21 protein-coding genes and 2 rRNA genes are annotated in these 21,750 nt (G+C 50.0%); 1 reads left to right on the forward strand and 22 read right to left on the reverse strand.

Features of this window, described 5'->3' with window-relative positions:
- Positions 1 to 2: 2 nt before the first annotated feature.
- The 3 genes from ispF to ACETK5_RS31675 form a co-directional block, all read right to left on the reverse strand.
- Positions 3 to 491: a 2-C-methyl-D-erythritol 2,4-cyclodiphosphate synthase gene (gene ispF, locus ACETK5_RS31665; RefSeq protein WP_394059658.1), complete on the reverse strand. Its 489-nt coding sequence runs from the start codon at positions 489 to 491 to the stop codon at positions 3 to 5.
- Positions 488 to 1,183, reverse strand: a complete 696-nt coding sequence (gene ispD, locus ACETK5_RS31670) for a 2-C-methyl-D-erythritol 4-phosphate cytidylyltransferase (protein ID WP_326120791.1) — start codon at positions 1,181 to 1,183, stop codon at positions 488 to 490. The genes ispF and ispD overlap by 4 nt, the downstream gene beginning before the upstream one ends.
- Before the next feature lie 77 nt (positions 1,184 to 1,260).
- Positions 1,261 to 2,349: a PIN/TRAM domain-containing protein gene (locus tag ACETK5_RS31675; RefSeq protein WP_100541563.1), complete on the reverse strand. Its 1,089-nt coding sequence runs from the start codon at positions 2,347 to 2,349 to the stop codon at positions 1,261 to 1,263.
- Positions 2,350 to 2,746: 397 nt separating this feature from the next.
- Between ACETK5_RS31675 and ACETK5_RS31680 the strand changes: the two genes are divergently transcribed.
- Positions 2,747 to 3,142: a nucleoside triphosphate pyrophosphohydrolase family protein gene (locus ACETK5_RS31680; protein ID WP_071221035.1), complete on the forward strand. Its 396-nt coding sequence runs from the start codon at positions 2,747 to 2,749 to the stop codon at positions 3,140 to 3,142.
- Between the two features lie 123 nt (positions 3,143 to 3,265).
- Here ACETK5_RS31680 and pssA read toward each other — a convergent pair whose 3' ends face one another.
- The 19 genes from pssA to ACETK5_RS31775 form a co-directional block, all read right to left on the reverse strand.
- Positions 3,266 to 4,000 (reverse strand): CDP-diacylglycerol--serine O-phosphatidyltransferase, encoded by a 735-nt coding sequence (gene pssA, locus ACETK5_RS31685; RefSeq protein WP_164817531.1) that lies wholly within the window; start codon positions 3,998 to 4,000, stop codon positions 3,266 to 3,268.
- 49 nt (positions 4,001 to 4,049) lie between these two features.
- Positions 4,050 to 5,126 carry a DNA integrity scanning diadenylate cyclase DisA gene (gene disA / locus ACETK5_RS31690; protein WP_009594677.1) on the reverse strand — a complete coding sequence of 359 codons (1,077 nt, stop codon included), beginning with the start codon at positions 5,124 to 5,126 and terminating at the stop codon, positions 4,050 to 4,052.
- 13 nt (positions 5,127 to 5,139) lie between these two features.
- Complete coding sequence (gene radA, locus ACETK5_RS31695; RefSeq protein ID WP_009594669.1) at positions 5,140 to 6,507, reverse strand: DNA repair protein RadA; 1,368 nt, start codon at positions 6,505 to 6,507, stop codon at positions 5,140 to 5,142.
- A gap of 556 nt (positions 6,508 to 7,063) precedes the next feature.
- The gene (gene clpC / locus ACETK5_RS31700; protein ID WP_100541566.1) at positions 7,064 to 9,523 is read right to left on the reverse strand and encodes an ATP-dependent protease ATP-binding subunit ClpC; all 2,460 of its coding nucleotides are present in this window, start codon (positions 9,521 to 9,523) and stop codon (positions 7,064 to 7,066) included.
- Positions 9,524 to 9,633: 110 nt separating this feature from the next.
- Entirely contained in the window at positions 9,634 to 10,698 is a 1,065-nt protein-coding gene (locus tag ACETK5_RS31705) for a protein arginine kinase (RefSeq protein ID WP_100541567.1), read from the reverse strand.
- Between the two features lie 38 nt (positions 10,699 to 10,736).
- A complete protein-coding gene (locus ACETK5_RS31710; protein WP_100541568.1) occupies positions 10,737 to 11,261 on the reverse strand; it encodes a UvrB/UvrC motif-containing protein in 525 nt (174 codons plus the stop codon).
- Between the two features lie 24 nt (positions 11,262 to 11,285).
- The gene (locus tag ACETK5_RS31715) at positions 11,286 to 11,747 is read right to left on the reverse strand and encodes a CtsR family transcriptional regulator (protein ID WP_071221042.1); all 462 of its coding nucleotides are present in this window, start codon (positions 11,745 to 11,747) and stop codon (positions 11,286 to 11,288) included.
- A 360-nt stretch (positions 11,748 to 12,107) separates the two neighbouring features.
- Entirely contained in the window at positions 12,108 to 12,824 is a 717-nt protein-coding gene (locus ACETK5_RS31720) for a GntR family transcriptional regulator (RefSeq protein WP_100541569.1), read from the reverse strand.
- A 7-nt stretch (positions 12,825 to 12,831) separates the two neighbouring features.
- Positions 12,832 to 13,848, reverse strand: a complete 1,017-nt coding sequence (locus ACETK5_RS31725) for a sugar kinase (RefSeq protein WP_394059659.1) — start codon at positions 13,846 to 13,848, stop codon at positions 12,832 to 12,834.
- Positions 13,841 to 14,596 carry a 2-dehydro-3-deoxy-phosphogluconate aldolase gene (gene dagF / locus ACETK5_RS31730; protein WP_326120789.1) on the reverse strand — a complete coding sequence of 252 codons (756 nt, stop codon included), beginning with the start codon at positions 14,594 to 14,596 and terminating at the stop codon, positions 13,841 to 13,843. Before dagF ends, ACETK5_RS31725 begins: the two co-directional genes overlap by 8 nt.
- A 1-nt stretch (position 14,597) precedes the next feature.
- A complete protein-coding gene (locus ACETK5_RS31735) occupies positions 14,598 to 15,701 on the reverse strand; it encodes a DgaE family pyridoxal phosphate-dependent ammonia lyase (protein ID WP_394059660.1) in 1,104 nt (367 codons plus the stop codon).
- Complete coding sequence (locus tag ACETK5_RS31740) at positions 15,679 to 16,788, reverse strand: amidohydrolase/deacetylase family metallohydrolase (RefSeq protein ID WP_394059665.1); 1,110 nt, start codon at positions 16,786 to 16,788, stop codon at positions 15,679 to 15,681. Before ACETK5_RS31740 ends, ACETK5_RS31735 begins: the two co-directional genes overlap by 23 nt.
- 353 nt (positions 16,789 to 17,141) lie before the next feature.
- The gene (locus ACETK5_RS31745) at positions 17,142 to 17,888 is read right to left on the reverse strand and encodes a hypothetical protein (protein WP_394059661.1); all 747 of its coding nucleotides are present in this window, start codon (positions 17,886 to 17,888) and stop codon (positions 17,142 to 17,144) included.
- On the reverse strand, positions 17,885 to 18,589 hold the full coding sequence (locus ACETK5_RS31750; RefSeq protein ID WP_394059662.1) for an ABC transporter ATP-binding protein: 705 nt from the start codon (positions 18,587 to 18,589) through the stop codon (positions 17,885 to 17,887). The genes ACETK5_RS31745 and ACETK5_RS31750 overlap by 4 nt, the downstream gene beginning before the upstream one ends.
- 20 nt (positions 18,590 to 18,609) lie before the next feature.
- Entirely contained in the window at positions 18,610 to 18,975 is a 366-nt protein-coding gene (locus ACETK5_RS31755) for a GntR family transcriptional regulator (protein ID WP_100541576.1), read from the reverse strand.
- Positions 18,976 to 19,020: 45 nt separating this feature from the next.
- A complete protein-coding gene (locus ACETK5_RS31760) occupies positions 19,021 to 19,779 on the reverse strand; it encodes an ABC transporter permease (protein WP_394059663.1) in 759 nt (252 codons plus the stop codon).
- A complete protein-coding gene (locus tag ACETK5_RS31765; RefSeq protein WP_394059664.1) occupies positions 19,772 to 20,806 on the reverse strand; it encodes an ABC transporter ATP-binding protein in 1,035 nt (344 codons plus the stop codon). The genes ACETK5_RS31760 and ACETK5_RS31765 overlap by 8 nt, the downstream gene beginning before the upstream one ends.
- Before the next feature lie 634 nt (positions 20,807 to 21,440).
- Positions 21,441 to 21,557: ribosomal RNA gene (gene rrf, locus ACETK5_RS31770) — 5S ribosomal RNA — on the reverse strand.
- A 66-nt stretch (positions 21,558 to 21,623) separates the two neighbouring features.
- A 23S ribosomal RNA gene (locus tag ACETK5_RS31775) occupies positions 21,624 to 21,750 on the reverse strand; the annotation flags it as partial.

Genomic DNA, 21,750 nt, shown 5'->3' on the forward strand with positions numbered 1-21,750 from the left:
CTTCAAGATGATAGCATACCTTTTACGAGGCAGACAACCGATTGCGCGGCGATTCCTTCGCCCCTACCGGTAAACCCGAGCTGCTCGGTTGTGGTCGCCTTCACGTTAACCTGCTCCACATCGGCATCCAGCGCTTTGGCGATCACTTCCGCCATTTGCGGAATATAGGGTGCCATCTTCGGCTTCTGTGCAATTATCGTAGAATCGATATTACCAAGTGTATACCCGCGTTCCTTCGCCATGATCCATACCTGTTCCAAAAGCTTCAGGCTGTCGGCGTCTTTAAAGGCAGGATCGTTATCGGGAAAGTGACGACCAATGTCGCCAAGCCCAAGAGCCCCCAGGATCGCGTCCGTTACGGCGTGCAGCAGCACGTCAGCGTCGGAGTGCCCGAGAAGCCCCTTGTCATAAGGAATAGTAACGCCTCCAATGATGCACGGCCTTCCTTCTACGAGCTGATGTACGTCAAACCCCTGTCCTACTCGAATCATCCCATGTCCTCTCCCTTACGATTCTGTAAAAAAGCTGCATATTCCAGATCCTCCGGTGTGGTGATCTTAATATTGCTGTATTTCCCCTCCACCACGGTTACCGGATGTCCTGCTCGCTCCATCAGCATGGCATCGTCAGTGCCTGTAAACCCATCCTTCGCTGCAGCCTCATGTGCAGACAGCAGATCGGAAAGACGAAAAGCCTGTGGGGTCTGGACGGCCCACAGACTTTGACGGTCCGGGGTTCCTGTAATCAACCCCTCACCGTTCACCTGTTTAATCGTATCCTTCACGGGAACCCCAAGTACCGAGGCGCCCTCACGGATTGCCGCATCGCGGCAGGCTTCAATTTCCTCTTGCGTTACAAACGGCCTTACGCCGTCATGTATCATTACCCACTCTGAAGAAATTTGCTTGATGCCTTGGTATACGGACTGCTGCCTCTCGCTTCCCCCCGGAATTACAGCGGACACCTTGTCCAAACCGTATTCCTGAATCCAGGATTCGCAGCGAGGGACATCCTCCATCCCCGTCACAAGCACAATTTCCTGCAGCCATGGTATCCGGCTGAATGCTTCAAGCGTATGAACGATAATGGGCTTTCCGTTCAGAGCCAGGTACTGCTTGCTCTCCCGGGTGCCCATTCTCGTTCCTTTTCCCGCCGCTACAATGACAGCGCCAAAGTTACTCATCAAGCACCAAACTCCTGTCTCACCCAACACGTCACAAACGGACGAATAGCGGATATGTATATCCCCATCATACCCCTTTACTGGGCTTTTTCCAACAGTTTTGGTTTCGCGAAGATCATCCGGCCCGCCGAGGTTTGCAGTACGCTGGTAACGAGCACCTCCATCATCGTGCCGATGTACTCGCGACCGCCCTCCACGACGATCATCGTGCCGTCATCCAAATAAGCGACGCCTTGACCATGTTCCTTGCCGTCCTTGATAATCTGCACCAAAATTTCTTCCCCTGGCAGGACCACCGGTTTCACTGCGTTGGCGAGATCATTAATGTTCAACACCGACACGCCCTGCAGCTCACAAACCTTATTCAAGTTAAAATCATTCGTAACTACTTTGCCTTGAAGCACTTTGGCCAGTTTCACCAGCTTGCTGTCGACTTCGGATATTTCCTCAAAGTCGCCTTCATAAATGAGTACCTTGACGTCCAGCTCTTTCTGGATTTTGTTCAAAATATCAAGGCCGCGCCGGCCGCGGTTTCGCTTAAGAAGGTCGGAAGAATCCGCAATATGCTGAAGCTCCTCCAGAACAAACTCAGGAATGACAATCGTTCCTTCGATAAATCCGGTTTTGCAAATATCTGCAATTCTCCCGTCAATAATGACACTCGTATCCAAAATTTTATGTTCCTCTATGCGCCGGCCCTCAGGCTCAGCAGCTTGACTCCACTTGCCCGACATCCACAGGGAAGCCAGTTCATCCTTCTTCTCCAGTCCAATGCGAAACCCGATATAACCGCCGAGCAGCGTAATGCCAACCTGCAGCAGCTGCCCAGCCTGTCCTAGCAAGGACAAACCTGGTGACAGCAATAGAGACAGCAGCAGGCCGCTCAACAGTCCGGCAGTACCCGCAGCCAGCTCATTCATCGGAATTCGGGAGAACGAAGTGATCAGGCTGTGCAGCCATCTCGTGACCCGATCCGCTGACAGCACGCCGATCATGCCAAACAATAATCCTCCAAGCACCGCGAAGGCTCCGCTTCCCGCTGCAAATAAACCTTGTCCAAATATAGGCGAGAGCCCTGAGAAAGATCGTTCCATTGTATGATATAACGTATACCCGCCCCATGCTCCGCATAATACTGTAAATGCTAAAATAGCTTTTTTTACCATGAGCTTCCGCACACCTCCTTTTTATACCTGAATATCCTTGCTTCTATTTTCCAGTATGGTCCAATTTATAAAGTCGTAATCGTGCCGGCCCATCTTTTTTTAAGATTATCGAATGTAAAAGTGTTCAGTGAAACCAAATAAATTGGATAATCGGATGATAAACGTCTTCCAAAATGCGGTATGTCTTCTGTACAAAATGCGCTGATTGACGTTTTTTTATTATATTTCCATATCCCCATATCCTACCGGTTTCGCCTACCCCCATCAGGCTTTGACGTGTACTGACATCCACCTCACGAATGGAATTGACCGCCTTCAGACACCTGAAATTGGTTGAAATCGCCTGAAGTAGTGGAATATAATGAACTCAATTCATAATATCGAGGTGGATGTATAAATGAGCGCTCCTAGTTTACAGGCTTTTCAGGACCAAGTTTCCGAATTGTTGCTCCGTCACCGCAGTCTCTTGGATGTTCTGTCTAAAAATGGTCAAAGCAATGCTTCAGTCAACCGGGCCGTAACCAAGGCCATCACAGAATGCGGATGCATCGAGCTCCACGCCACGAAGCAAACCTTCGATATCGGCGCTGATCTCGAATCAGCCCGGGAATTAGCCGGCACGCACGTCGAAGGCCATCTGTGCGAGAATTGCCGTGAAGCGGTAAGCACCGAGCTTGGCCGCAACCTGTTTTATATGTCTGCTCTTGCGAATCTTCTGGACATTCAACTGGATGAGGTTGTTGTCAAGGAGTCGCAGAAATGCTCCACATTGGGTATTTTTAACCTGTCGTAAAGCCGCTAGCATGATGACGGTTCGAAACGGCAAGGTACTCACATGCATACAAAAAAAGCATTTATCTCGCTGCAATAGCAGGGAAATAAATGCTTTTTATTTGGATATATGACCGAAATTGGCTTATCGGTCAGAGGATTGATAGGCCTCATCTGAATTGGAGTCATCCTTTTTACGCCGTTTTTTGCGGTTCAGCCTGCGAAAATTCTGCTGCAAGCCATACCCTGCATACAGGACCAATGGCAAGAATATCAGCATGGAGGTCTGCTCCGGAAAGAACACGGCAACCATGACTGCGCCAATGATGACGAGCGGGGTAAATTTAATCGCTGTTTTCGGAATGCCAATCTTCTTGAAGTTCGGGTACTTGACTGCGCTAACCATGAGGTAAGAAAGCAGTAATACGGCAATAATCATATAAGGTGCTGTAATCTCTTCATGGAATAACGCCAAGGTTGCCAGCACGCCTCCCGCAGCGGGGATCGGCAGGCCGATAAAATAACCCGGTATGCCCGGACGAACATTAAATCTTGCAAGCCGCAGTGCGCCGCACATCGGAAATATGGCGGTCACTGTCCAAGCCAGTGCGGTATTGATATCCGTAAATGCTACGGTATACATAATGAGTGCCGGCGCTACGCCAAAAGAAATTACATCGGATAAGGAGTCAAGTTCCTTACCGAATTCGCTCTGGCAATTCAAGGCCCGAGCTACCCGACCGTCCAGTCCGTCAAGGAGCATGGCAATGATAATCATAATGGCGGCCATACTCGTTCGACCTTCCGTCGCCAAGATGATACCAATCATTCCGAGAAACAGATTACCTAAAGTAAACATGTTCGGAATTGATTTCGTCATTTTTATATTCACCTCGTTAATGTACGTTCGAACATCGATTGTAGGGCTTTTAGATTTGTCTGTCAATGAATACTTGTTCTTGCAAACGTTTCAGGCCTTCTTTTATGGTGCGTGCGCGAACCTCGCCGATCCCGTCAACTTCATCAAGCTCATGGATGGAAGCGGTCATAATGCTGGATAAGTCATGGAACTGGTCCACCAGGTTGCGAATGATCACATTCGGAAGGCGCGGGATTTTGTTCAAAATCCGGTAACCGCGCGGCAGTATTTCTTCCTCCGAAGCAGCGGCGGAAGCCGGGTAACCAAGAAGCCGCACAATATGGTGAATGTCCAGCAGCTCCTCATCCGTTGAACGCTTGAGCGCCAGAATGATCTCGCGGATCTTCTCCTCGCTGTACTCCCGGGCATAGTCTGCATACAGCAGCCAAGCCTCCTCCTCCATATTGCTCACAAGCTCATCCATCTGCATGCTGATCAAACGGCCTTCGTTGCCAAGCTCGTTGATATAGCGCTTGATCTCCTTCTTGATGCGGAGCACCATCTCCACTCGCTGAATCACGTTCACGACTTCCGGAATGGTGACCAGCTCTTCAAATTCAGATGCCGAAAGGTTGGTGAGCGATTGATTAAGCACCACGCGGTATCGCTCCAGCGTCTGTATCGCCTGATTGGCCTTGGTTAGGATGACGCCGATTTCCTTCAATGCATATCGCAGCGATCCTTGATACAGCGTAATAATGTTACGCCGCTGCGAGATGGATACAACCAGCTTGCCTGTCTGTTTCGCTACCCGTTCCGCTGTTCTGTGCCGTATCCCTGTCTCGATGGAAGAGATCGAGGAATCCGGAATCAGCTGGGTATTCGCATATAAGATCCGTTTCAAGTCTTCACTCAGGATGATGGCGCCGTCCATCTTGGCCAGCTCGTATAAATAGTTTGGCGAAAAATCGCAGTTAATGGAGAAGCCGCCGTCGACAACTTCCATTACCTCCGGGCTGTAGCCCACAACGATCAGGGCGCCCGTCTTCGCCCGCAGCACGTTCTCCAGTCCGTCGCGAAACGGCGTTCCCGGTGCTACCAGCTTTAGCAAATCATTCATTTTGTCCAGTTGGCTCGTTTCTTTCACCTTCGTATGCCCCCTAATCTAACGCAACCGCTAATGCATCTGCAACGGTGTTTACTCCTATAATTTGTATTCCTTTCGGATGCTTCCATCCCTTCAAACTCTTCTCCGGCATGAGTACGCGCTTAAAGCCCAGCTTCTCGGCTTCCCTTACTCTTTGTTCCGCTCTGGAAACGGCGCGAACCTCGCCGGTCAGACCAACCTCGCCAAAGATAACATCATACGGCTTGGTCGGAATGTCTCGGAAGCTGGATGCAATGCTAACCGCTATGGCCAAATCTACCGCTGGTTCATCAAGCTTCACGCCGCCAGCTACATTCAGATAGGCGTCTTGGGTTTGCAGGTACATGCCCATCCGTTTCTCCAGCACGGCAATGATCAGGTTCATGCGGTGGTGGTCCACCCCTGTACCCATCCGGCGCGGTGACGGGAAGTGGGTTGTGGAGATGAGCGCCTGCAGCTCGACCAGAACCGGGCGCGTTCCCTCCATGCTTGCAACAACGGTCGATCCCGCTACCCCTAAAGGCCGTTCAGATAAAAACAGTTCCGATGGATTCCCGACTTCGCGAAGCCCATCCTCACCCATCTCAAAAATGCCAATCTCATTCGTCGAACCGAAACGGTTCTTCACCGCGCGAAGCAAACGGTAAGTGTGGTGACGCTCTCCTTCAAAATAAAGCACACAGTCCACCATGTGCTCCAGCATCCTTGGGCCTGCAATAGCGCCTTCCTTGGTCACATGACCAACCAGAACGGTCGCTATGCCCTTCACCTTCGCCAATCGCATGAAGCGTGCCGTACACTCCCGTACCTGGGATACGCTTCCCGGCGCACTGGTTACCTCCGGCAAATACACCGTCTGAATGGAGTCAATGACAACAAAGCCAGGCTGCACGTTCTCAATGGCTTCCTCGATCGATTCCAGATTGGTTTCACAGAGGACAAACAGCTCCGGGGACAGCGCCCCGAGCCGATCTGCACGCAGTTTGGTCTGGCGTACGGATTCCTCACCGGAAATGTACAGAACGCGAATGCCGTTCTGGGCCAATCGGTTGGAGGCTTGCAGCAGCAGCGTGGATTTGCCGATGCCGGGGTCACCGCCGACTAACACCAGCGAGCCCGGGACAAGCCCGCCCCCGAGCACACGGTTCAATTCCGCAATGCCCGTCTGGATTCTGGGTTCTTTACCGCTTTCTATATTTATGATCGAAAGGGGTTTTTCTTTACTATGAAAAAGAGGGGAATTCATCCCCTGCGTCTTGATTACCGTCTCGGTCTCTTCTACCATGGAATTCCATGATTGGCAGCCCGGACATTTTCCGAACCATTTGGGCGCTTCATAGCCGCATTCGGTACAGAAAAATTTCGTTTTAGTTTTTGCCATGTGAGTCTCCTTTATGTCGCACATCATTTGTCGGATTCCGTAAAACCCTGCAAAATCAGGCATTACTCAAAGTTTACCATTTCTTATAATTCAACGTAAAGGCTAATCGGAAACTTTACGCGGGATGAGAAGGATTTGTTTCAAATTTGAAGGGTCGGGGGCAGATCGACATTATTTTTGCTGCAATTTATCAAAATAAATACATGTAAACCATACATGTCCGCATTGCTGTCGGATCGTTCTTACGATCGCTGTTAAAACCAGGAAACTGGAATTGGAATCATGGTCGTTTCCCCGTTTTAAAGGCGAACGCTGTCGCTTCTTCAGAACGATTCCGTCCTTTCCGCTAGGTTGATACATGAGGATCTGTTCTCCTAATTCGCTAATCATCCCTTTGCCTAATTAATTTACCGATTTAAACAGCCCCGATCATTTCATTTACATAACTTCTGAGCATCCAAATTTGTGCCCCATACAAAACCTTCATCTTCCATTAATATCAAAATCAAAAACCCCGCCGGATTTAAATCCAGCGGGGCGGTGTTGTTGTTCCAACTTATTCAGTTTCGGCTGCTGATGCGGCAGTGACACTTTCGTTCTTGTTCACAACCAGTTCGCCATTCGCTTCATCGATGACGAGCGAGTCGCCCTTGGCCACAGTACCTTTCAACAGCTCCTCGGAGAGACGATCCTCGATGTGCTTCTGGATAGCCCGGCGCAGTGGGCGAGCACCGAAGGCCGGATCGTATCCTTCCTTGGCGATGAAGGCCTTCGCCTTGTCGGTGAGCTCGAAATGCACCTCGAATTCCTTCAGACGCTTACGCAGCTCGTCGGACATCAAAGTCACGATCTCGGCAATGTGTTTCTCTTCCAGAGAGTGGAACACGATGATCTCATCAATCCGGTTCAAGAACTCTGGACGGAAGCTCTTCTTGAGTTCATCCATCACTTTGCCTTTCATGTTGTTATAATCGCGGCCTGCATCCGTCACCGCAGTAAAGCCAAGCGTAGAGTTCTTCTTGATTGCTTCCGCTCCCACGTTGGAGGTAAGAATGATCAGTGTGTTGCGGAAGTCCACCACGCGGCCCTTGGAATCGGTCAAACGTCCGTCTTCCAGCACTTGAAGCAAGATGTTGAATACCTCAGGGTGCGCCTTCTCGATTTCATCGAGCAGCACAACGGAATAAGGTTTGCGGCGTACCTTCTCGGTCAGCTGACCGCCTTCTTCGTAGCCGACATATCCCGGAGGCGCTCCGACGAGACGTGATGTGGAATGCTTCTCCATGTACTCGGACATATCGATCCGTACAACCGCATTCTCGTCTCCGAACATCGCCTCCGCAAGGGCGCGTGCCAGCTCGGTTTTACCTACCCCGGTAGGACCCAGGAAGATGAAGGAGCCCATTGGACGCTTCGGATCTTTCAGGCCTGCACGTGCCCGGCGAACGGCACGGCTCACTGCTTTGACCGCTTCCTCTTGACCGATGACGCGGCTGTGCAGAATTTCTTCCAGATTCAGAAGACGCTCGGTCTCTTCTTCTTTCAGTTTATTTACAGGAATACCGGTCCAGTTGGCTACAACGTCGGCAATATCCTCCGGAGTTACCTCGGAATCGGTACGTCCTTGTTTTTCTTTCCATTGATTCTTCGTGATTTCAAGTTCTTCACGAAGCTTCTGCTCCGTATCGCGCAGCGCTGCAGCTTTCTCGAATTCCTGGCTTTGGACAGCTGCGTCTTTCTCTTTGCGGATGTCCTCCAGATGCGCTTCCTGATCTTTCAGATTCGGCGGTATGGTATACGTATGAAGGCGAACTTTCGAACCGGCCTCATCAATCAGGTCAATCGCTTTATCCGGCAGGAAGCGGTCCGTAATGTAGCGGTCGGACAATTTCACGGCCTGCTCGATCGCTTCATCCGTAATTTTTACGCGGTGATGCGCTTCGTAACGGTCACGCAATCCATACAGAATCTGAATGGCTTCCTCCGGCGATGGTTGATCCACCGTAATCGGTTGGAAACGGCGCTCGAGAGCAGCGTCTTTTTCAATATATTTGCGGTATTCGTCCAGTGTGGTTGCCCCGATGCACTGAAGTTCTCCGCGTGCCAATGATGGCTTAAGGATGTTGGAAGCGTCAATCGCACCTTCTGCACCGCCTGCACCGATCAAGGTATGCAGCTCATCGATGAACAGAACAATGTTACCCGCTTGACGAATCTCATCCATAATTTTTTTCAAGCGATCCTCAAACTCGCCGCGGTATTTCGTTCCAGCAACAACCGAGCCCATATCCAGCGTCATGACGCGTTTGTCACGCAGTGTCTCTGGAATTTCATTGTTAATGATGCGTTGGGCCAGGCCTTCCGCAATCGCCGTCTTACCTACCCCTGGTTCACCAATCAACACCGGGTTGTTCTTCGTACGGCGGCTCAGTACCTGAATCACGCGCTCGATTTCTTTGCTGCGGCCAATGACCGGATCCAGATTGCCTTCCTTGGCAATGGCGGTCAGATCGCGAGCGAGACTGTCCAGTGTAGGCGTGCTTACGTTTTGCGGCGTGCCATGATGGCTCGATACCGCTTCGCTGCTGCCGAGCAGCTGCAGCACCTGCTGCCGGGCTTTGTTCAGACTAATGCCAAGGTTGTTCAGCACACGTGCGGCAACCCCTTCGCCTTCACGAATCAGCCCCAGCAGAATATGCTCCGTACCTACGTAGGTATGACCAAGCTTACGAGCTTCGTCCATGGAGAGCTCAATTACCTTTTTCGCTCTAGGCGTATAAGCAATGTTGGTAGGCTGCTCCTGTCCGCGTCCGATTAATGTTTCGACTTCATCCTGAATTTTTTCAAGACCAAGTCCAAGTCCGATCAGCGCTTTGGCTGCAATGCCGTCTCCTTCACGAATAAGTCCTAGCAGGATATGTTCTGTGCCGATATTGTTGTGCCCCAGACGTACCGCTTCTTCCTGAGCCAATGCAAGCACCTTTTGTGCACGTTCCGTAAATCTGCCAAACATCATAGTATTGCACCTCCACGTTTCAATTAATATATTGAACCTCGCGGATTTCGGTGTATCGTCAGCTATAGGACGCTTAAACCGTCATCCATCTGTAAAACGAGTATAGATCCTTAATCGTTACCCAATGTTTCTCTGATGAGCTTAGCCCTGTACATGTCGCGTTCGGAAGGAGTCATACCCTCTCCATAGGTCTTCTGCAGAAAGCCCGGCTGCGTCTTCACATTCAGTTCATTCATGACCGGGATTTCCGGGCCTTCCAGAAGGCCGAGATCCACACCAAGCCGAACATCCGACAATCGCTGGGCCGCTTCCTTCGAATCCATCACCGCTGCATAGGACAGTATGCCATAGGAGCGCATCACCCGATCCGTAATACGGAGCTTGGATTCACCCAAGAGCCGGGCTCTGGCATTCTTCTCATGCTCGATGATTTGCAAGGCGACGCTGTGAAGATTCTCAATGATCTCGGACTCGGTTTGACCGAGCGTAATCTGATTCGAGATTTGAAACAGGTTGCCTAACGCTTCGCTGCCTTCACCGTAAATCCCTCTTACGGTCAAGCCTACCTGCGATACAGCCGAGAGAATCCGGTTAATCTGCTGTGTCATAACAAGAGCGGGCAGATGCATCATGACCGATGCGCGAAGGCCGGTGCCGACATTCGTCGGACAACTCGTAAGATAACCTCGTTTGTCATCAAACGCATAATCGATCTCGGATTCAAAAACGTCATCCAGCGCCGTCGCACGTGCCCATGCCTCACGAACCTGAAATCCGGGATATAAACACTGTATGCGCAGGTGATCCTCTTCATTGATCATAATGCTGACGGATTCATCTTCAGTAAGGATGACGGCACCGTTTCGGGACTCATTCGCCAGATTGGGGCTGATTAGATGCTTCTCAACAAGAACCTTCTTATCCAGCTCATCAATCTCACTTAATTTAATTACATGTAAATCCCCGAAATCCTGCAAATCGTCCTTATTCTTCAGCACATTCGTCAGGCGCTCTAGCACTTCTCCCGACTGCTGATCCGTTGCCAGCAGCGGGAAAGGAAGATGCTGCAGATTGCGCGCCACCCTGACACGGGTGCTGATGACAATGTCGGAATCCTGACCGTTCCCGCGCATCCACTCGCTCAGCGCCGAATCGGTAAACCGGAGATTAGACATCACGCATTCCTCCTACTAAAGTGCAAAATCTTACCATCTTATCCCTGAGCCATATTTCGCTCCAGCTCACGGATTTGGTCCCGGATCTCGGCAGCCGTTTCAAACTCTTCCTGCACGATCCGAATTTGAAGCTCCTTCTTAAGCTCATCAATCTGGCGTTTGATCTGAATACGGCCACCCGTACGCTTCGGCACTTTGCCGACATGGGAAGTCCCCCCATGGACTCGCTTAAACAATGGATCCAATCGATCCGAGAAATATTTATAACACGAGCTGCAGCCGAACCGGCCAAGCTTGCTGAACTGGGAATACGTCATACCGCATTCTTCGCACTGCAGCGTTTGGGCCGTTTTTGCGCCGGGACTCTGGCCCTTGCCTGAAGGATCCAGATCCAGAAGACCTGACAGCAAACTGTGTATAGAAAAACCATTCGACGTGCCGGGGATCAATTCCCCTTTTTCACGGGCACAGGTTTCACAAAAATGAAACTCCGTTTTCTCCCCGTTCACAATTTTGGTGAAATGAAGTGTCGCCGGCCGTTTACCGCATTCTTGGCATAACATAATCCGATGCCCCCTTACACAGACTCACTTACCTAATAAAGAAATAAGCATCGCCTTCATAATCCTTGCACGCAGCTCATCCCGATAAGGAAGCTTCACATTGAGGCACTCCCTTGAAATGGCGGCCCGCATCAGGCTGGCCTCCCGCTTGGTTAAAAACCGGGATTCCTCCAGCTGGTAAATCAATCCTTCAGCCACCGTCTGGTCAATCATGCTGCCAATGGTATGATGAAGATGCTGCTGGAGTGCAGTATGCTGGGGAAGCTCGATACGCTGGATGCGTATGTACCCGCCCCCGCCGCGCTTGCTCTCGACAAGAAAGCCCTTCTCCAGCGTGAACCGTGTACTGATCACGTAGTTAATCTGGGAAGGAACGCAAGAAAATTGCTCTGCCAGATCGTTCCGTTGAATTTCAACGGTACCCTCCGGACTTTCCTGCAGTATGCTCTTCAGGTATTGTTCGATAATATCAGAGATATTACGCATTGGTCTGTTCATCCTCCACTGTTTGAAACGTTAAGACGGATAGTGATCTTACACGTCCGCACAGAGCCTTGCATATACGTTAATTTTAACCACAATCAAAATCGGCGAACCCTCTCGTTGACTTTGACTTTCTTTGACTTTGATATCATTATAGCACATTTTTTCATTTTGCCAAGAGGGTTCTTCTCAAATGTTCGCGCTTTGCATTTATTCTTATTGTACCCAGTTCTTTGATCGCTTATAGCCTCTTTCCGAAGAACAATTCATATAAGGCAACAAAAAAAAGAAGCAGTCCCCATGCCGGGTGAATACCGGTTCGAGGCCACTTCTTCATATCATGCTCTTGTATAGTCTAAACCCTTAGGCATCATAACTGATCAAGTAGTGCTGTAACTCCGTATTGTAATAGCCGATGCTGTATTCAATGATGCTGCCTGTCCCGTCATAAGAGGATCTGAGCCGTTTTAGTAACGGCGTGCCTATGCTTACTTCAAGCAAGGAGGCAATCTCCTCATTTGCCACGGTCGCCAGAAAACGGTCCCGGAAATTCTCCAGCGTAATTTGACTCTCCTCGATGCGGTCATAGAGAGACGGTAGTTCGGTGGAACCGAACTCTTCACCCATATCCACTTGGGATGACACGTAGTGAGTGTAGTAAATAAAAGGACTCCCGTCCAGTAAATACAATCGTTCAATAAGCAGGCACCGCTCCCCGAATTTTAAGAACAATTCGCTATCCGGCTCATTAAGCACCCATTCCGTCTTCAGGTGACGCTTCCGAATCTGGTGTCCTTCTTCGACCAGAATCTCGGTAAACAGCTTGCCTTTGGAAAGCTTGGAGAAGGACGTGTTCCGGGTCACAATCGTTCCTACCCCGCTCCGCTTCTCTACATACCCTTCCTGATACAACTCCTGGATCGCATTGCGGACCGTCATTTTGCTAACGTTAAATTCCTGCTCCAGCTGCGGCTCGGAAGGAATATGGGAGCCAAGTGGATATTCCCCATGCAGAATCCGATCTTTTATGATCTTCTTGATTTGCAAGTATAACGGACCGTTCTTCCGCGTGATCGACATGCTTCTCCTACCTTTCCACGTCAGACATATGATGACTCATTGCCTGAAGCACTTCGCGTTCGTTCGCCGTCGGCGTATCCCCTGTTACGGTATGAGCAAGCATCGCCGCAGCTGCGGCAAAGTCAACCGTCCGATTCGGTTCAAAACCCTCCGAGATCCCGTGGATCACCCCGCTGGCGTAAGCATCACCCGCGCCGATACGGTCATGGACGGAAAACGTCAAGGTTTTGGAAAAATGAAACGCTCCATCCGTGTAGAGATAGCCTTGCAGGGAATGGGTGTTATCCCCGTTGATCTTGCGGTGAGTACCCGACGCAACCGTAATATTATACTTCGCTGCCACCTTCGGAATCAACTCCTGCAGCTGTTCATTCCGATCCTCACGGGTCGTCTCCATGCCAAGGATATAGATAGCATCCTTCTCATTCATAAAGACGATATCCGCAAGTGACAGCATTTCCTCATAGTGCGGCTTGGCAAACTCATAGCGGTCTGTCCCCCATAAAGAGGGACGATAATTGCAATCGAACACAACGGTTCCCCCGTTAGCCTTAACTTCACGAGCCAGCGTCTTCATTTGGCCCCGTACCGTGTCGTTCATGGAAAGGGTTATGCCGCAAAAATGGATCATGTCTATCTTTTGAGCAATCGCACCGAAATCGTACATGGCATCCTCTGCCGTATTAAAGCTGCTGCCCAGTCGGTCCGTATAAGTTACACGTCCGGGTCTTACGCCAAAGCCATTCTCCAGAAAGTACATGCCGACATATTTGCCTCCGCGGCTAATGAGCGAAGTGTCGATGCCAAGCTTGCGCAGGTAGGAAATCGCTGCTTCGCCAAGCGGGTTATCCGGCAGCGTGCTGACCAGATAGCCGTTATGACCGAACCTTGCCACAGCCGAGGCGATGTTTACACCCGTGCCGGAGAAGGAGTAATTCAGATGACTCTCTTGAGCCAAGGAAGCATATCCCGGTACTTGAAGACGCATCATCACTTCGCCATATGCGGCAATCGTCTTAGGCATATTGATCAACCAGCGCTTTTAGCTTGCGGTGCAGCTCTTGAACATCGCTAATGATCGTATCTCCGCTTGCCGAGTCGATAATCGAGGAGTACACGTGCGGGATGACCTGCTGCACTCCCGCTTCGAATGCGATGCGCACGATGGCTTCAAAATTCTCTTTATCAATCCCGCCTGTTGGTTCAAGCGCAAATCCTTCCTCCGCACATGCCTTCGCTACCGCGCGGTATTCATCCTCCAGCTTCAAGCCCTGCATCGGGAAGTACTTCAGTGCATTACCGCCCATGTCGCGCACAAGCGCAATGGCCGCTTTTACAGGTACGATGGCTTTGTCCGACCCGGCAGCACTCATCGGTCCGGTTGAGATATTCACGTAGCCCACTTGACCCGAAGGAGACACAAGGCTGTTAATCCAGCTTTCTTTGCCATCCAGATTGGCACGTGTAGCACCGACCGCCGGGAACACCTGATTGATATGCGTACCTGGGTAGCTTTTCACAATCTCGGCTACCACCGCAGCTTGACGGTTATCGCCGGCACCCAATCCGATCGATACCGCATCCTCGATAACGGCGCCGTATTCCTTCATTGCAATAACGGCCTCTTGCGCGTTCGGGTAATTTTTGGACAATACGCCGACCAGCACATGCCCTTCCGAAGCTTCAAAAATGTCCTTCGCATTCTGAATGCTGCCTGCAAGTACGTTCAGTGCCGCGCGATTTCTGTAAAGACGTTTCTCCATATTTGCCATCTTAGTTTCCCCCTGCAATCTGTTGTATTCTTGTGATAATGACTTGCAAATCATCCCCGGAAAGCGAGCGAGGATCGATATCGAAATATCCCTGACGTACGCCGTAATCCCGGGTGTATACAGCAATATCGCCTTCGCGAAGCTGATCGTTCATAGCCTTGGCACTGATCCCCGCCGTATTTTCATCGACTTTCACTCGCCCTCGGAAGATCGCTCTTCCCGCTTCGTCCTGAACGATGCTGACCTCAATGCCCGGCAATTTGGATAGAGCCTTCATTTCCTCCAGCGCTGCTTTCTCCTGTTCACTCTTAGCTTCCTTCACCATATACTCGTCCAGCGCCTGGAGCAATCCAAACGTCGTTTCCTTGCCGACCTTCATGCTGCGCCCAATACCATGCAGCTGCGCCTTCACCCACTCCACATATTGACGTTTGCCGCCGACAATGCCGGAGGTTGGGCCTTCAATTGCCTTGGATCCGCTGTATATGGCCAGGTCCCCGTATTTCACATATTTCTGAATATCCTCTTCGGCAGCAGCATCGACGATCAGCGGAAGTCCATGTGCCTGGGCCACTTCTGCCGCTTCTTCCACCGAAATCATATTTTTCTGTACGCAGTGATGGGATTTCACGTACAAAATGGCGGCTGTACGCTCATTAATTGCTTCCGCGATATGCTCCTTACGCCCTTCGTTGGCGTACCCTACCTCTACGACCTTGCCGCCTCCAAGATAAACCATGGTTTCAACGGGGGCCCCATACTGCACATTATGTCCCTTAAACATGATAATCTCGTTCTTCGCGATCGGCTCCTGGTGCAATCGGTCACTGCGCCTGCGATTGCCTTCGGTGACGATTCCAGCCACGGAAAGAGCGATACCGCTGGAGGCAGAATTGACAACGACCGCAGCCTCGGAACCGAGGATGCGTGCCATGTAATCACCCGCTTTATCTACCAGATCCGCAATTTCCACGTAACTTTGCCCACCGATCCGCATCGCTTCCATGACGGTATCTGTCGGTGCCGACACGCCAAGAATACTCATGCGCCCGCTGGCATTTACCACGCGTTTCAACCCGTATTTAGCATGTAATGAATGATCCATTGACTACCACTCCTCTAGGTTCGATATATCGATCAGCGATTCGGGTCTCCCCTTCGGAATCCGTTAAACTCATAGCACCCTGCCGCAGGGCAAACAACGTCAGGTGAGCGGCATCGCCGACTTCAATTCGGCCAAGCTCCGGACGGCGCAACCATCCTGCTGCATGGTCCGTTACCGCTGAGATCACCTCCTGCAAGCTGTACCCCAAATACAGGAACTTTGTCATGACATTAGCCAGGCTGTACACCGGGCCATTGATGCGATTTCCGCGATAAATATCGGTGCTGATCGTGTCAGGTTTAATCCCTTGGACTTTCGCATACTCCGCCACCAAGAACGAAAAGCTTGCTGTTCCATGACCCACATCCAGATGAACGCCGCGAGCTATCGCTTCCACCAGGGCAGGGATCGGCTTCCCGTCCGAATCAAATAAATTGTTGGCTTTCCCGTTCAAATAATGAGTGATAATGTCGTCCTTCTGAAGCAGCTCCAATACTTCCTTAATCGGCGGTGGCCCTGACCCGATATGTACCATCAGCGGCAGTGACGTTTTCCCGGACAATTTTCTTGCGAGTCGAAGCGGTTCTACCCCATTATCCTTGACTACGCTTTTGCTGATTCTGGCCTTGAGTCCAATGATCAAATCCGGATACGTGCATACCGCCTTTGTTACCTTCTCAGCATCGATCCATTCCAGACTGGACAACTCGTCAACCCGCTGCAGACCGATATGGGAAATATTCAAAAAAGCAAATACATTCGTCTTGGCCCTTGCAACCTCGGCTGCCAATTCTCCAATCGTATCCGCGCCGCAGCTCCCTGCGTCGATAATGGTGGCAACCCCTTGCTTAACGCCGATCTCGTCGATGGCATCTCCGTAGGGCTCCAGCTTGGCGACCGCATGGACGTGCATATCGATCCAGCCGCTGGACACGTATAATCCCGTACCATCGAAACTGTTGGCACCGTGTGCCGGGTTCGCATTCGCATCCGTTATTTCGGTTATAAATCCGTTCTCCATGACAATGTCAAAGGGTTTATCATCATGTACCGTCTTTACATTGCGTATAATAAAACGCTGTTCCAATATCTTCATAGCTTCACTCCTTCAGCCTTGCCGTACCAGCCTTGGATCCTCTTATCGGTCGGTTTACATTGTGTAATGAGTATCGTGGTTATAGCATAGCACAGAACGTGCGTTACGTGAATATAACGTTATAATGTTTAAAATACATTTCCGTATTTTATCCTCATCTTACATGATGTAAGGAAGGGTTCCACTCTCGCGGAGTACGAGTACGGTTATGCTTCTAGTTCTGTTTTACCCGTGTATCTCCTTCCAAACGCAAAAAAACTGCCCTGGGATAGGCAGTTTCTTTGTTCGTTCTATAGCTTAGACCTTGTTCATTCGTCTTACCGATTTCCAATCATCTCTTTTGGTTAAACCTCAACCTTGCGGTCAATGAGGTACACCGTTGCATACAAGATCAAGGCGGCCAATACCACTTCAAAAGCAAGTGCCCCCCATGCTAATGTATATTGCACTGTCGATACCGTAATGTCTGCTTCTTTCTCGTAAAATGAAATGCTGGCCATAGGTCCGACCCACGCTGCCTCTTCTCCGAAAAGGACTTGGCTAAGCCAGCCAAGAACGTATTGCAATACGAAGAACACCAGAATGCCGATCCAGGTACTGCCCTTCTTCGTGATGCTGCTGGCCACGGTAATTGCAAAAAATATCGCAATCATCAAATAGATGAATTTCCATACCATCAGCAGGGCAAGCCCGACATAATACGAAACGGGAACATCCGCGAAATTGATATTTCCCCAAATGCCCGCCGAGCTCCAGTAGTACCATAAATGCGCAGCCATCAATATGCCAAGTACCAGCAAGCTTACACATGCCAGTATAAGTGATGAAGCAACATTCCACACGGAACGTACGGGGAGTAAACGCCGGTGATATGCCTTTATGTTATAGCCGAAGTTCTTGCCAGCGACCACCAGCAGCAGGACGCCCACAGAGCCGTACGCCAGCATGCTTAAACCAAACATAACGCCAAGCTCCCAGTCTCTGATCGAGCCTGTCACCGTGATCGCAATCTGCACGATGAGTAGAATCGCGAAAGCGCCGAGCAGCGTAGTCGAATTTCTCTTCCAGTCGTATTTCAACAGTCTCATCATTCCGCATACACCTCTTTAAACATCTCATCCACACTTTTTCCGTGTCTTAGGCGGATGTTCTCCACTTCCTCATGCATGACAATTTCGCCGCCCTGAATAAAGATCACTTCATCAAATATCCGTTCGATATCCCGGACCAGATGGGTCGAAATGATAATGCTGCTGTCCTCGTTATAGAATTCAACGATCGCGTCCAAAATTTTCCCCCGGGCTACCGGATCCACTCCGCCAATCGGTTCATCCAGCATATACAGCTGGGCTTCACGGGACAAGGCCAGTGATAACTGCAGGCGCTCATTCATTCCTTTGGACAAGGAACTGATGCGATCATGGGTCTTTAAATTCATGAATTCCAGCATGTTGCGGGCCTTCTCCACATTAAAGTCCTCATAAAAATCTTTAAAATATGCCACCGCATCCGATACCTTCATCCAGGATTCCGTCACGGGCCGATCCGGCATGAAGGAAACGACGGCTTTGGTTTCCAGGCCGACCGGTTTGCCATTCACGTAAGCGCCGCCCGTTGTCGGCTGGATCAACCCAGCGGCAATTTTCATAAGCGTGCTCTTTCCGCTGCCGTTGGTGCCCAGCAAACCAATGATTTTCCCACCGTTAATATCCAGATTAACTTCATGTAACGCTCTGCGGCCACCGGCATACGTTTTGGTCACGTTCCTTACCTGCAACAGATTCTCCACCATGATTTCACCTCCGCTATGGATCATGGCTGCTTCACAGCATCTTCCACGATCGATATGATATCCTGATCTTTAAAGCCAAGCTCCTGCATGCCGCGAATAAAGCGTTCCAGCAGATCGCCTGCCATTTCTTTTTTGATTTCCATAATTTTAGGTTCCTCGCTTGTCACGTATCGGCCCAATCCCCGCCGCGTCTCCACAATACCCTCACGCTCCAATTCCTGAAAAGTTCGCTGCACCGTGTTTGGATTTATTTGAAGCTCACTCGCTAATTCTCGAACCGATGGGATTTTATCACCGGGCTGCAGTTTACCGATGATGATTTCTTTCTTTAAATACGTCATGATCTGTAAATAGATCGGCAGATTATTGTCGAATTCTATACTCACTGTCGGGTTGCTCCTTTCCGCCGCTCTACCTCGAACTCAGGTCCCTTATGCGACATCCCGTTTTTTAAACGTAACAAAGCCTATCGCAAGAAACAAGAGGAGATATGCAGCGAGCATCATCATTGAGAATGTTAAACTCATGCCTGGAATCGGGGAGCCTGCGCCTCCGCTGTACATGGAAAGATCCACGTTTAGGAACAGCAGGTATTTAGACCAGGAATAACGCGCAAGCAGCTGTACCACCATACTTTCCATAATGACCATGAACATGCCGATGCCGATTGCAGGACCGGTAGATCTCGTTAGAATGCCTACCATAAAGGTTAGCGTTACATAAACGATCGTATACACCAGATTGTTCACTGCTCCAATGAGCACATCGCCAAGCGTAACGGAGCCGACATCCATACCGAACGTAATTTGACCCGTCAGCACGGCTACAGCAAACATGAAGGCCACTAGTGTTAAGATGTAAATCAATACGGCAACGTATTTCGATGCCAAAATCTTGGTGCGGCTCTGTGCACGTATAAGCAGCAATTTGATCGTGCCCATGCTGTGCTCCTTCGCTACGGCTCCGGCCGTCACGACAATGGCAAGCAGGGTCAGCACTTGCCCCATTCCCTTGGTTGTTACAGCTATCTCGGCAAATTCATAACCGGTACTGCCCCCACCAGAAAACTTATAGAGCAAGAACGCCGTGAAGACCACCATTCCGGCCAAAAGTGCATATGGCAGGAAAAAGCTGCGTTTCTTAAACATTTTGAGCCATTCATTCCAGACGAGATTTCCAAAGCTACGCAATGCGGTTGCCTCCTGTCCATTTTAAGAATTCTTCTTCAAGTGACGATTTGATCTCTTCCACCCGGTAAATCCGTACCCGTGCATCACACAGTGACTGGATCAGCGAAGGAATATCTTCTTCCTGAAGTTGAAGGGTAATGATTCCCTCCTCCAGTTGGGTGTTGAGCAATGTGATGTCTTTCAGATGCCTAATGGTCTGTTCAGCCATGGCCACGTCATTCACGCGGAAGCTTACCGTGGTTAACTCTTCATTAATGACCGTCCCTCCGATAGAACGCTCGGTTACGAGTTTACCTTCCTGGATAACGACCACACGGCTGCACATCAGTTCCATCTCCGACAACAGGTGACTGGAGACAAGAATGGCAATTCCCTCATCCTTGGCGATTTGCTTCAAGTAATCCCGCATCTCGCGGATACCGGCTGGATCCAGGCCGTTCGTCGGCTCGTCAAGAATGAGGATGGATGGATTATGCAGCAAGGCCTGCGCTATTCCAAGCCGTTGGCGCATCCCCAAGGAATACGCACGCACCTTCTTGTGAATGGCATCCTGGAGTCCAACAAGCTTGACAACCTCCATGATTCTGGTGATGGTCACTCCCTCGGACATCCGCTGGTACTGTCTCAGGTTGTCATAACCGCTCATATACGGATAAAATTCCGGGTTCTCGATGATGCCCCCGATATGGCGAACGGCTTGAACGAAGTCCTTCTTGATGCTGTGTCCTTTCACCTGTACATCGCCCTGGGTCATCTCGATCAGCCCTACAATCATCCGAATGGTCGTTGTTTTGCCGGCGCCGTTCGGTCCAAGCAAACCAACGATTTCACCGCGATGAATGTCAAAGGATAATCCATCAACGATATTCTTCTTTCCAATCGTTTTGGTGACTTGTTCAACGGTAAGAACGACTGGACCATTATTAGACTTCTTATCCGAAGAGCTTGAAGATTGTATCTTATCCTGTAAGTCGGTTGAGGCGTTCTCTATATTGGTTGTTGCTTCATTTGAACCGTTCCCGTTCATACTTTGCTCCCACTCCTTATTGTATCGGTGTCATAGTTAAATAGTACACTAGTGTTTTGGTTCTGTAAAGCCTAATTTTTATTTGAAAGCTCGTTTGATATCCAACGTTATGATGAGCTGGAGGATAAGACCACATCGTTGAAGCCTGGCGAGCAGATTGTGATGGGGTTTATCCGCCACAGTGAACCTATCAGCGTTCCACGTACAGCGCTGCCTTATGAACAGAGGCATGTTAGGAACCTGGTTGAAGCATAAGTCATGAAGTATATAGGGTTGGCAGCTATCCATGAGTGCCCGGACACACCACTGCTCGCAGAGATAACGGAGTGCGCATGATGTACCAATAGGGATATAAGGCAATATAAAGGTCACAAAGGAAAATATCGCTCATGATTTTATTGTTGGTTCCTGAAACAAAAACAAAAAAGACGATCTCGGCGGAATCGTCTTTTTAAGTATTGAATCTGTTGTTCGAAGAATGCGGCAACTTCCAATCATACAGCTTAATAGCTGGTACCTAACTTAGCGCCTGCGTGGAGTAGAACCATCGCTGATCAAGGGGCAACATAATAAGTTACCTCCATATAGGAAAAGGCCGCTATCGATTGCTCGATAACGGCCTTTATGGTTGTTCGCTTGGCGACGTCCTACTCTCCCGGGACCCTTCGGTCCAAGTACCATCGGCGCTGGAAGGCTTAACGGTCGTGTTCGGTATGGGAACGCGTGGAACCCTTCCGCCATCGCCACCAAACGGCTTCAGATGCTTGATCACCTGAAAACTAGATACGAAACGAAATTTGCAGCACATTGAAATATGTTGGATAAGCCCTCGACCGATTAGTATTGGTCAGCTCCATGCATTGCTGCACTTCCACCTCCAACCTATCTACCTCGTCGTCTTCAAGGGGTCTTACTAGTTGGGAAATCTCATCTTGAGGGGGGCT

Origin of the sequence: Paenibacillus ilasis (assembly GCF_043195395.1) — a bacterium.
In the GTDB taxonomy this organism is placed as follows: Bacteria; Bacillota; Bacilli; order Paenibacillales; family Paenibacillaceae; genus Paenibacillus_AQ; species Paenibacillus_AQ lautus.

Excerpts from the sequence above, each read along its gene's own strand:
- ACETK5_RS31680 (WP_071221035.1), top strand. The coding sequence starts at position 2,747 with ATGAGCGCTCCTAGTTTACAGGCTTTTCAGGACCAAGTTTCCGAATTG.
- ACETK5_RS31765 (WP_394059664.1), bottom strand. The coding sequence starts at position 20,806 with ATGAACGGGAACGGTTCAAATGAAGCAACAACCAATATAGAGAACGCC.
- ispD (WP_326120791.1), bottom strand. The coding sequence starts at position 1,183 with ATGAGTAACTTTGGCGCTGTCATTGTAGCGGCGGGAAAAGGAACGAGA.
- ACETK5_RS31735 (WP_394059660.1), bottom strand. The coding sequence starts at position 15,701 with ATGGATCATTCATTACATGCTAAATACGGGTTGAAACGCGTGGTAAAT.
- dagF (WP_326120789.1), bottom strand. The coding sequence starts at position 14,596 with ATGGCAAATATGGAGAAACGTCTTTACAGAAATCGCGCGGCACTGAAC.
- ACETK5_RS31715 (WP_071221042.1), bottom strand. The coding sequence starts at position 11,747 with ATGCGTAATATCTCTGATATTATCGAACAATACCTGAAGAGCATACTG.
- radA (WP_009594669.1), bottom strand. The coding sequence starts at position 6,507 with ATGGCAAAAACTAAAACGAAATTTTTCTGTACCGAATGCGGCTATGAA.
- ACETK5_RS31750 (WP_394059662.1), bottom strand. The coding sequence starts at position 18,589 with ATGGTGGAGAATCTGTTGCAGGTAAGGAACGTGACCAAAACGTATGCC.
- ACETK5_RS31720 (WP_100541569.1), bottom strand. The coding sequence starts at position 12,824 with ATGTCGATCACGCGGAAGAACGGTCCGTTATACTTGCAAATCAAGAAG.
- ACETK5_RS31710 (WP_100541568.1), bottom strand. The coding sequence starts at position 11,261 with ATGTTATGCCAAGAATGCGGTAAACGGCCGGCGACACTTCATTTCACC.
- ACETK5_RS31705 (WP_100541567.1), bottom strand. The coding sequence starts at position 10,698 with ATGTCTAATCTCCGGTTTACCGATTCGGCGCTGAGCGAGTGGATGCGC.
- ACETK5_RS31745 (WP_394059661.1), bottom strand. The coding sequence starts at position 17,888 with ATGATGAGACTGTTGAAATACGACTGGAAGAGAAATTCGACTACGCTG.
- clpC (WP_100541566.1), bottom strand. The coding sequence starts at position 9,523 with ATGATGTTTGGCAGATTTACGGAACGTGCACAAAAGGTGCTTGCATTG.
- ispF (WP_394059658.1), bottom strand. The coding sequence starts at position 491 with ATGATTCGAGTAGGACAGGGGTTTGACGTACATCAGCTCGTAGAAGGA.
- pssA (WP_164817531.1), bottom strand. The coding sequence starts at position 4,000 with ATGACGAAATCAATTCCGAACATGTTTACTTTAGGTAATCTGTTTCTC.
- ACETK5_RS31725 (WP_394059659.1), bottom strand. The coding sequence starts at position 13,848 with ATGCCTAAGACGATTGCCGCATATGGCGAAGTGATGATGCGTCTTCAA.
- ACETK5_RS31675 (WP_100541563.1), bottom strand. The coding sequence starts at position 2,349 with ATGGTAAAAAAAGCTATTTTAGCATTTACAGTATTATGCGGAGCATGG.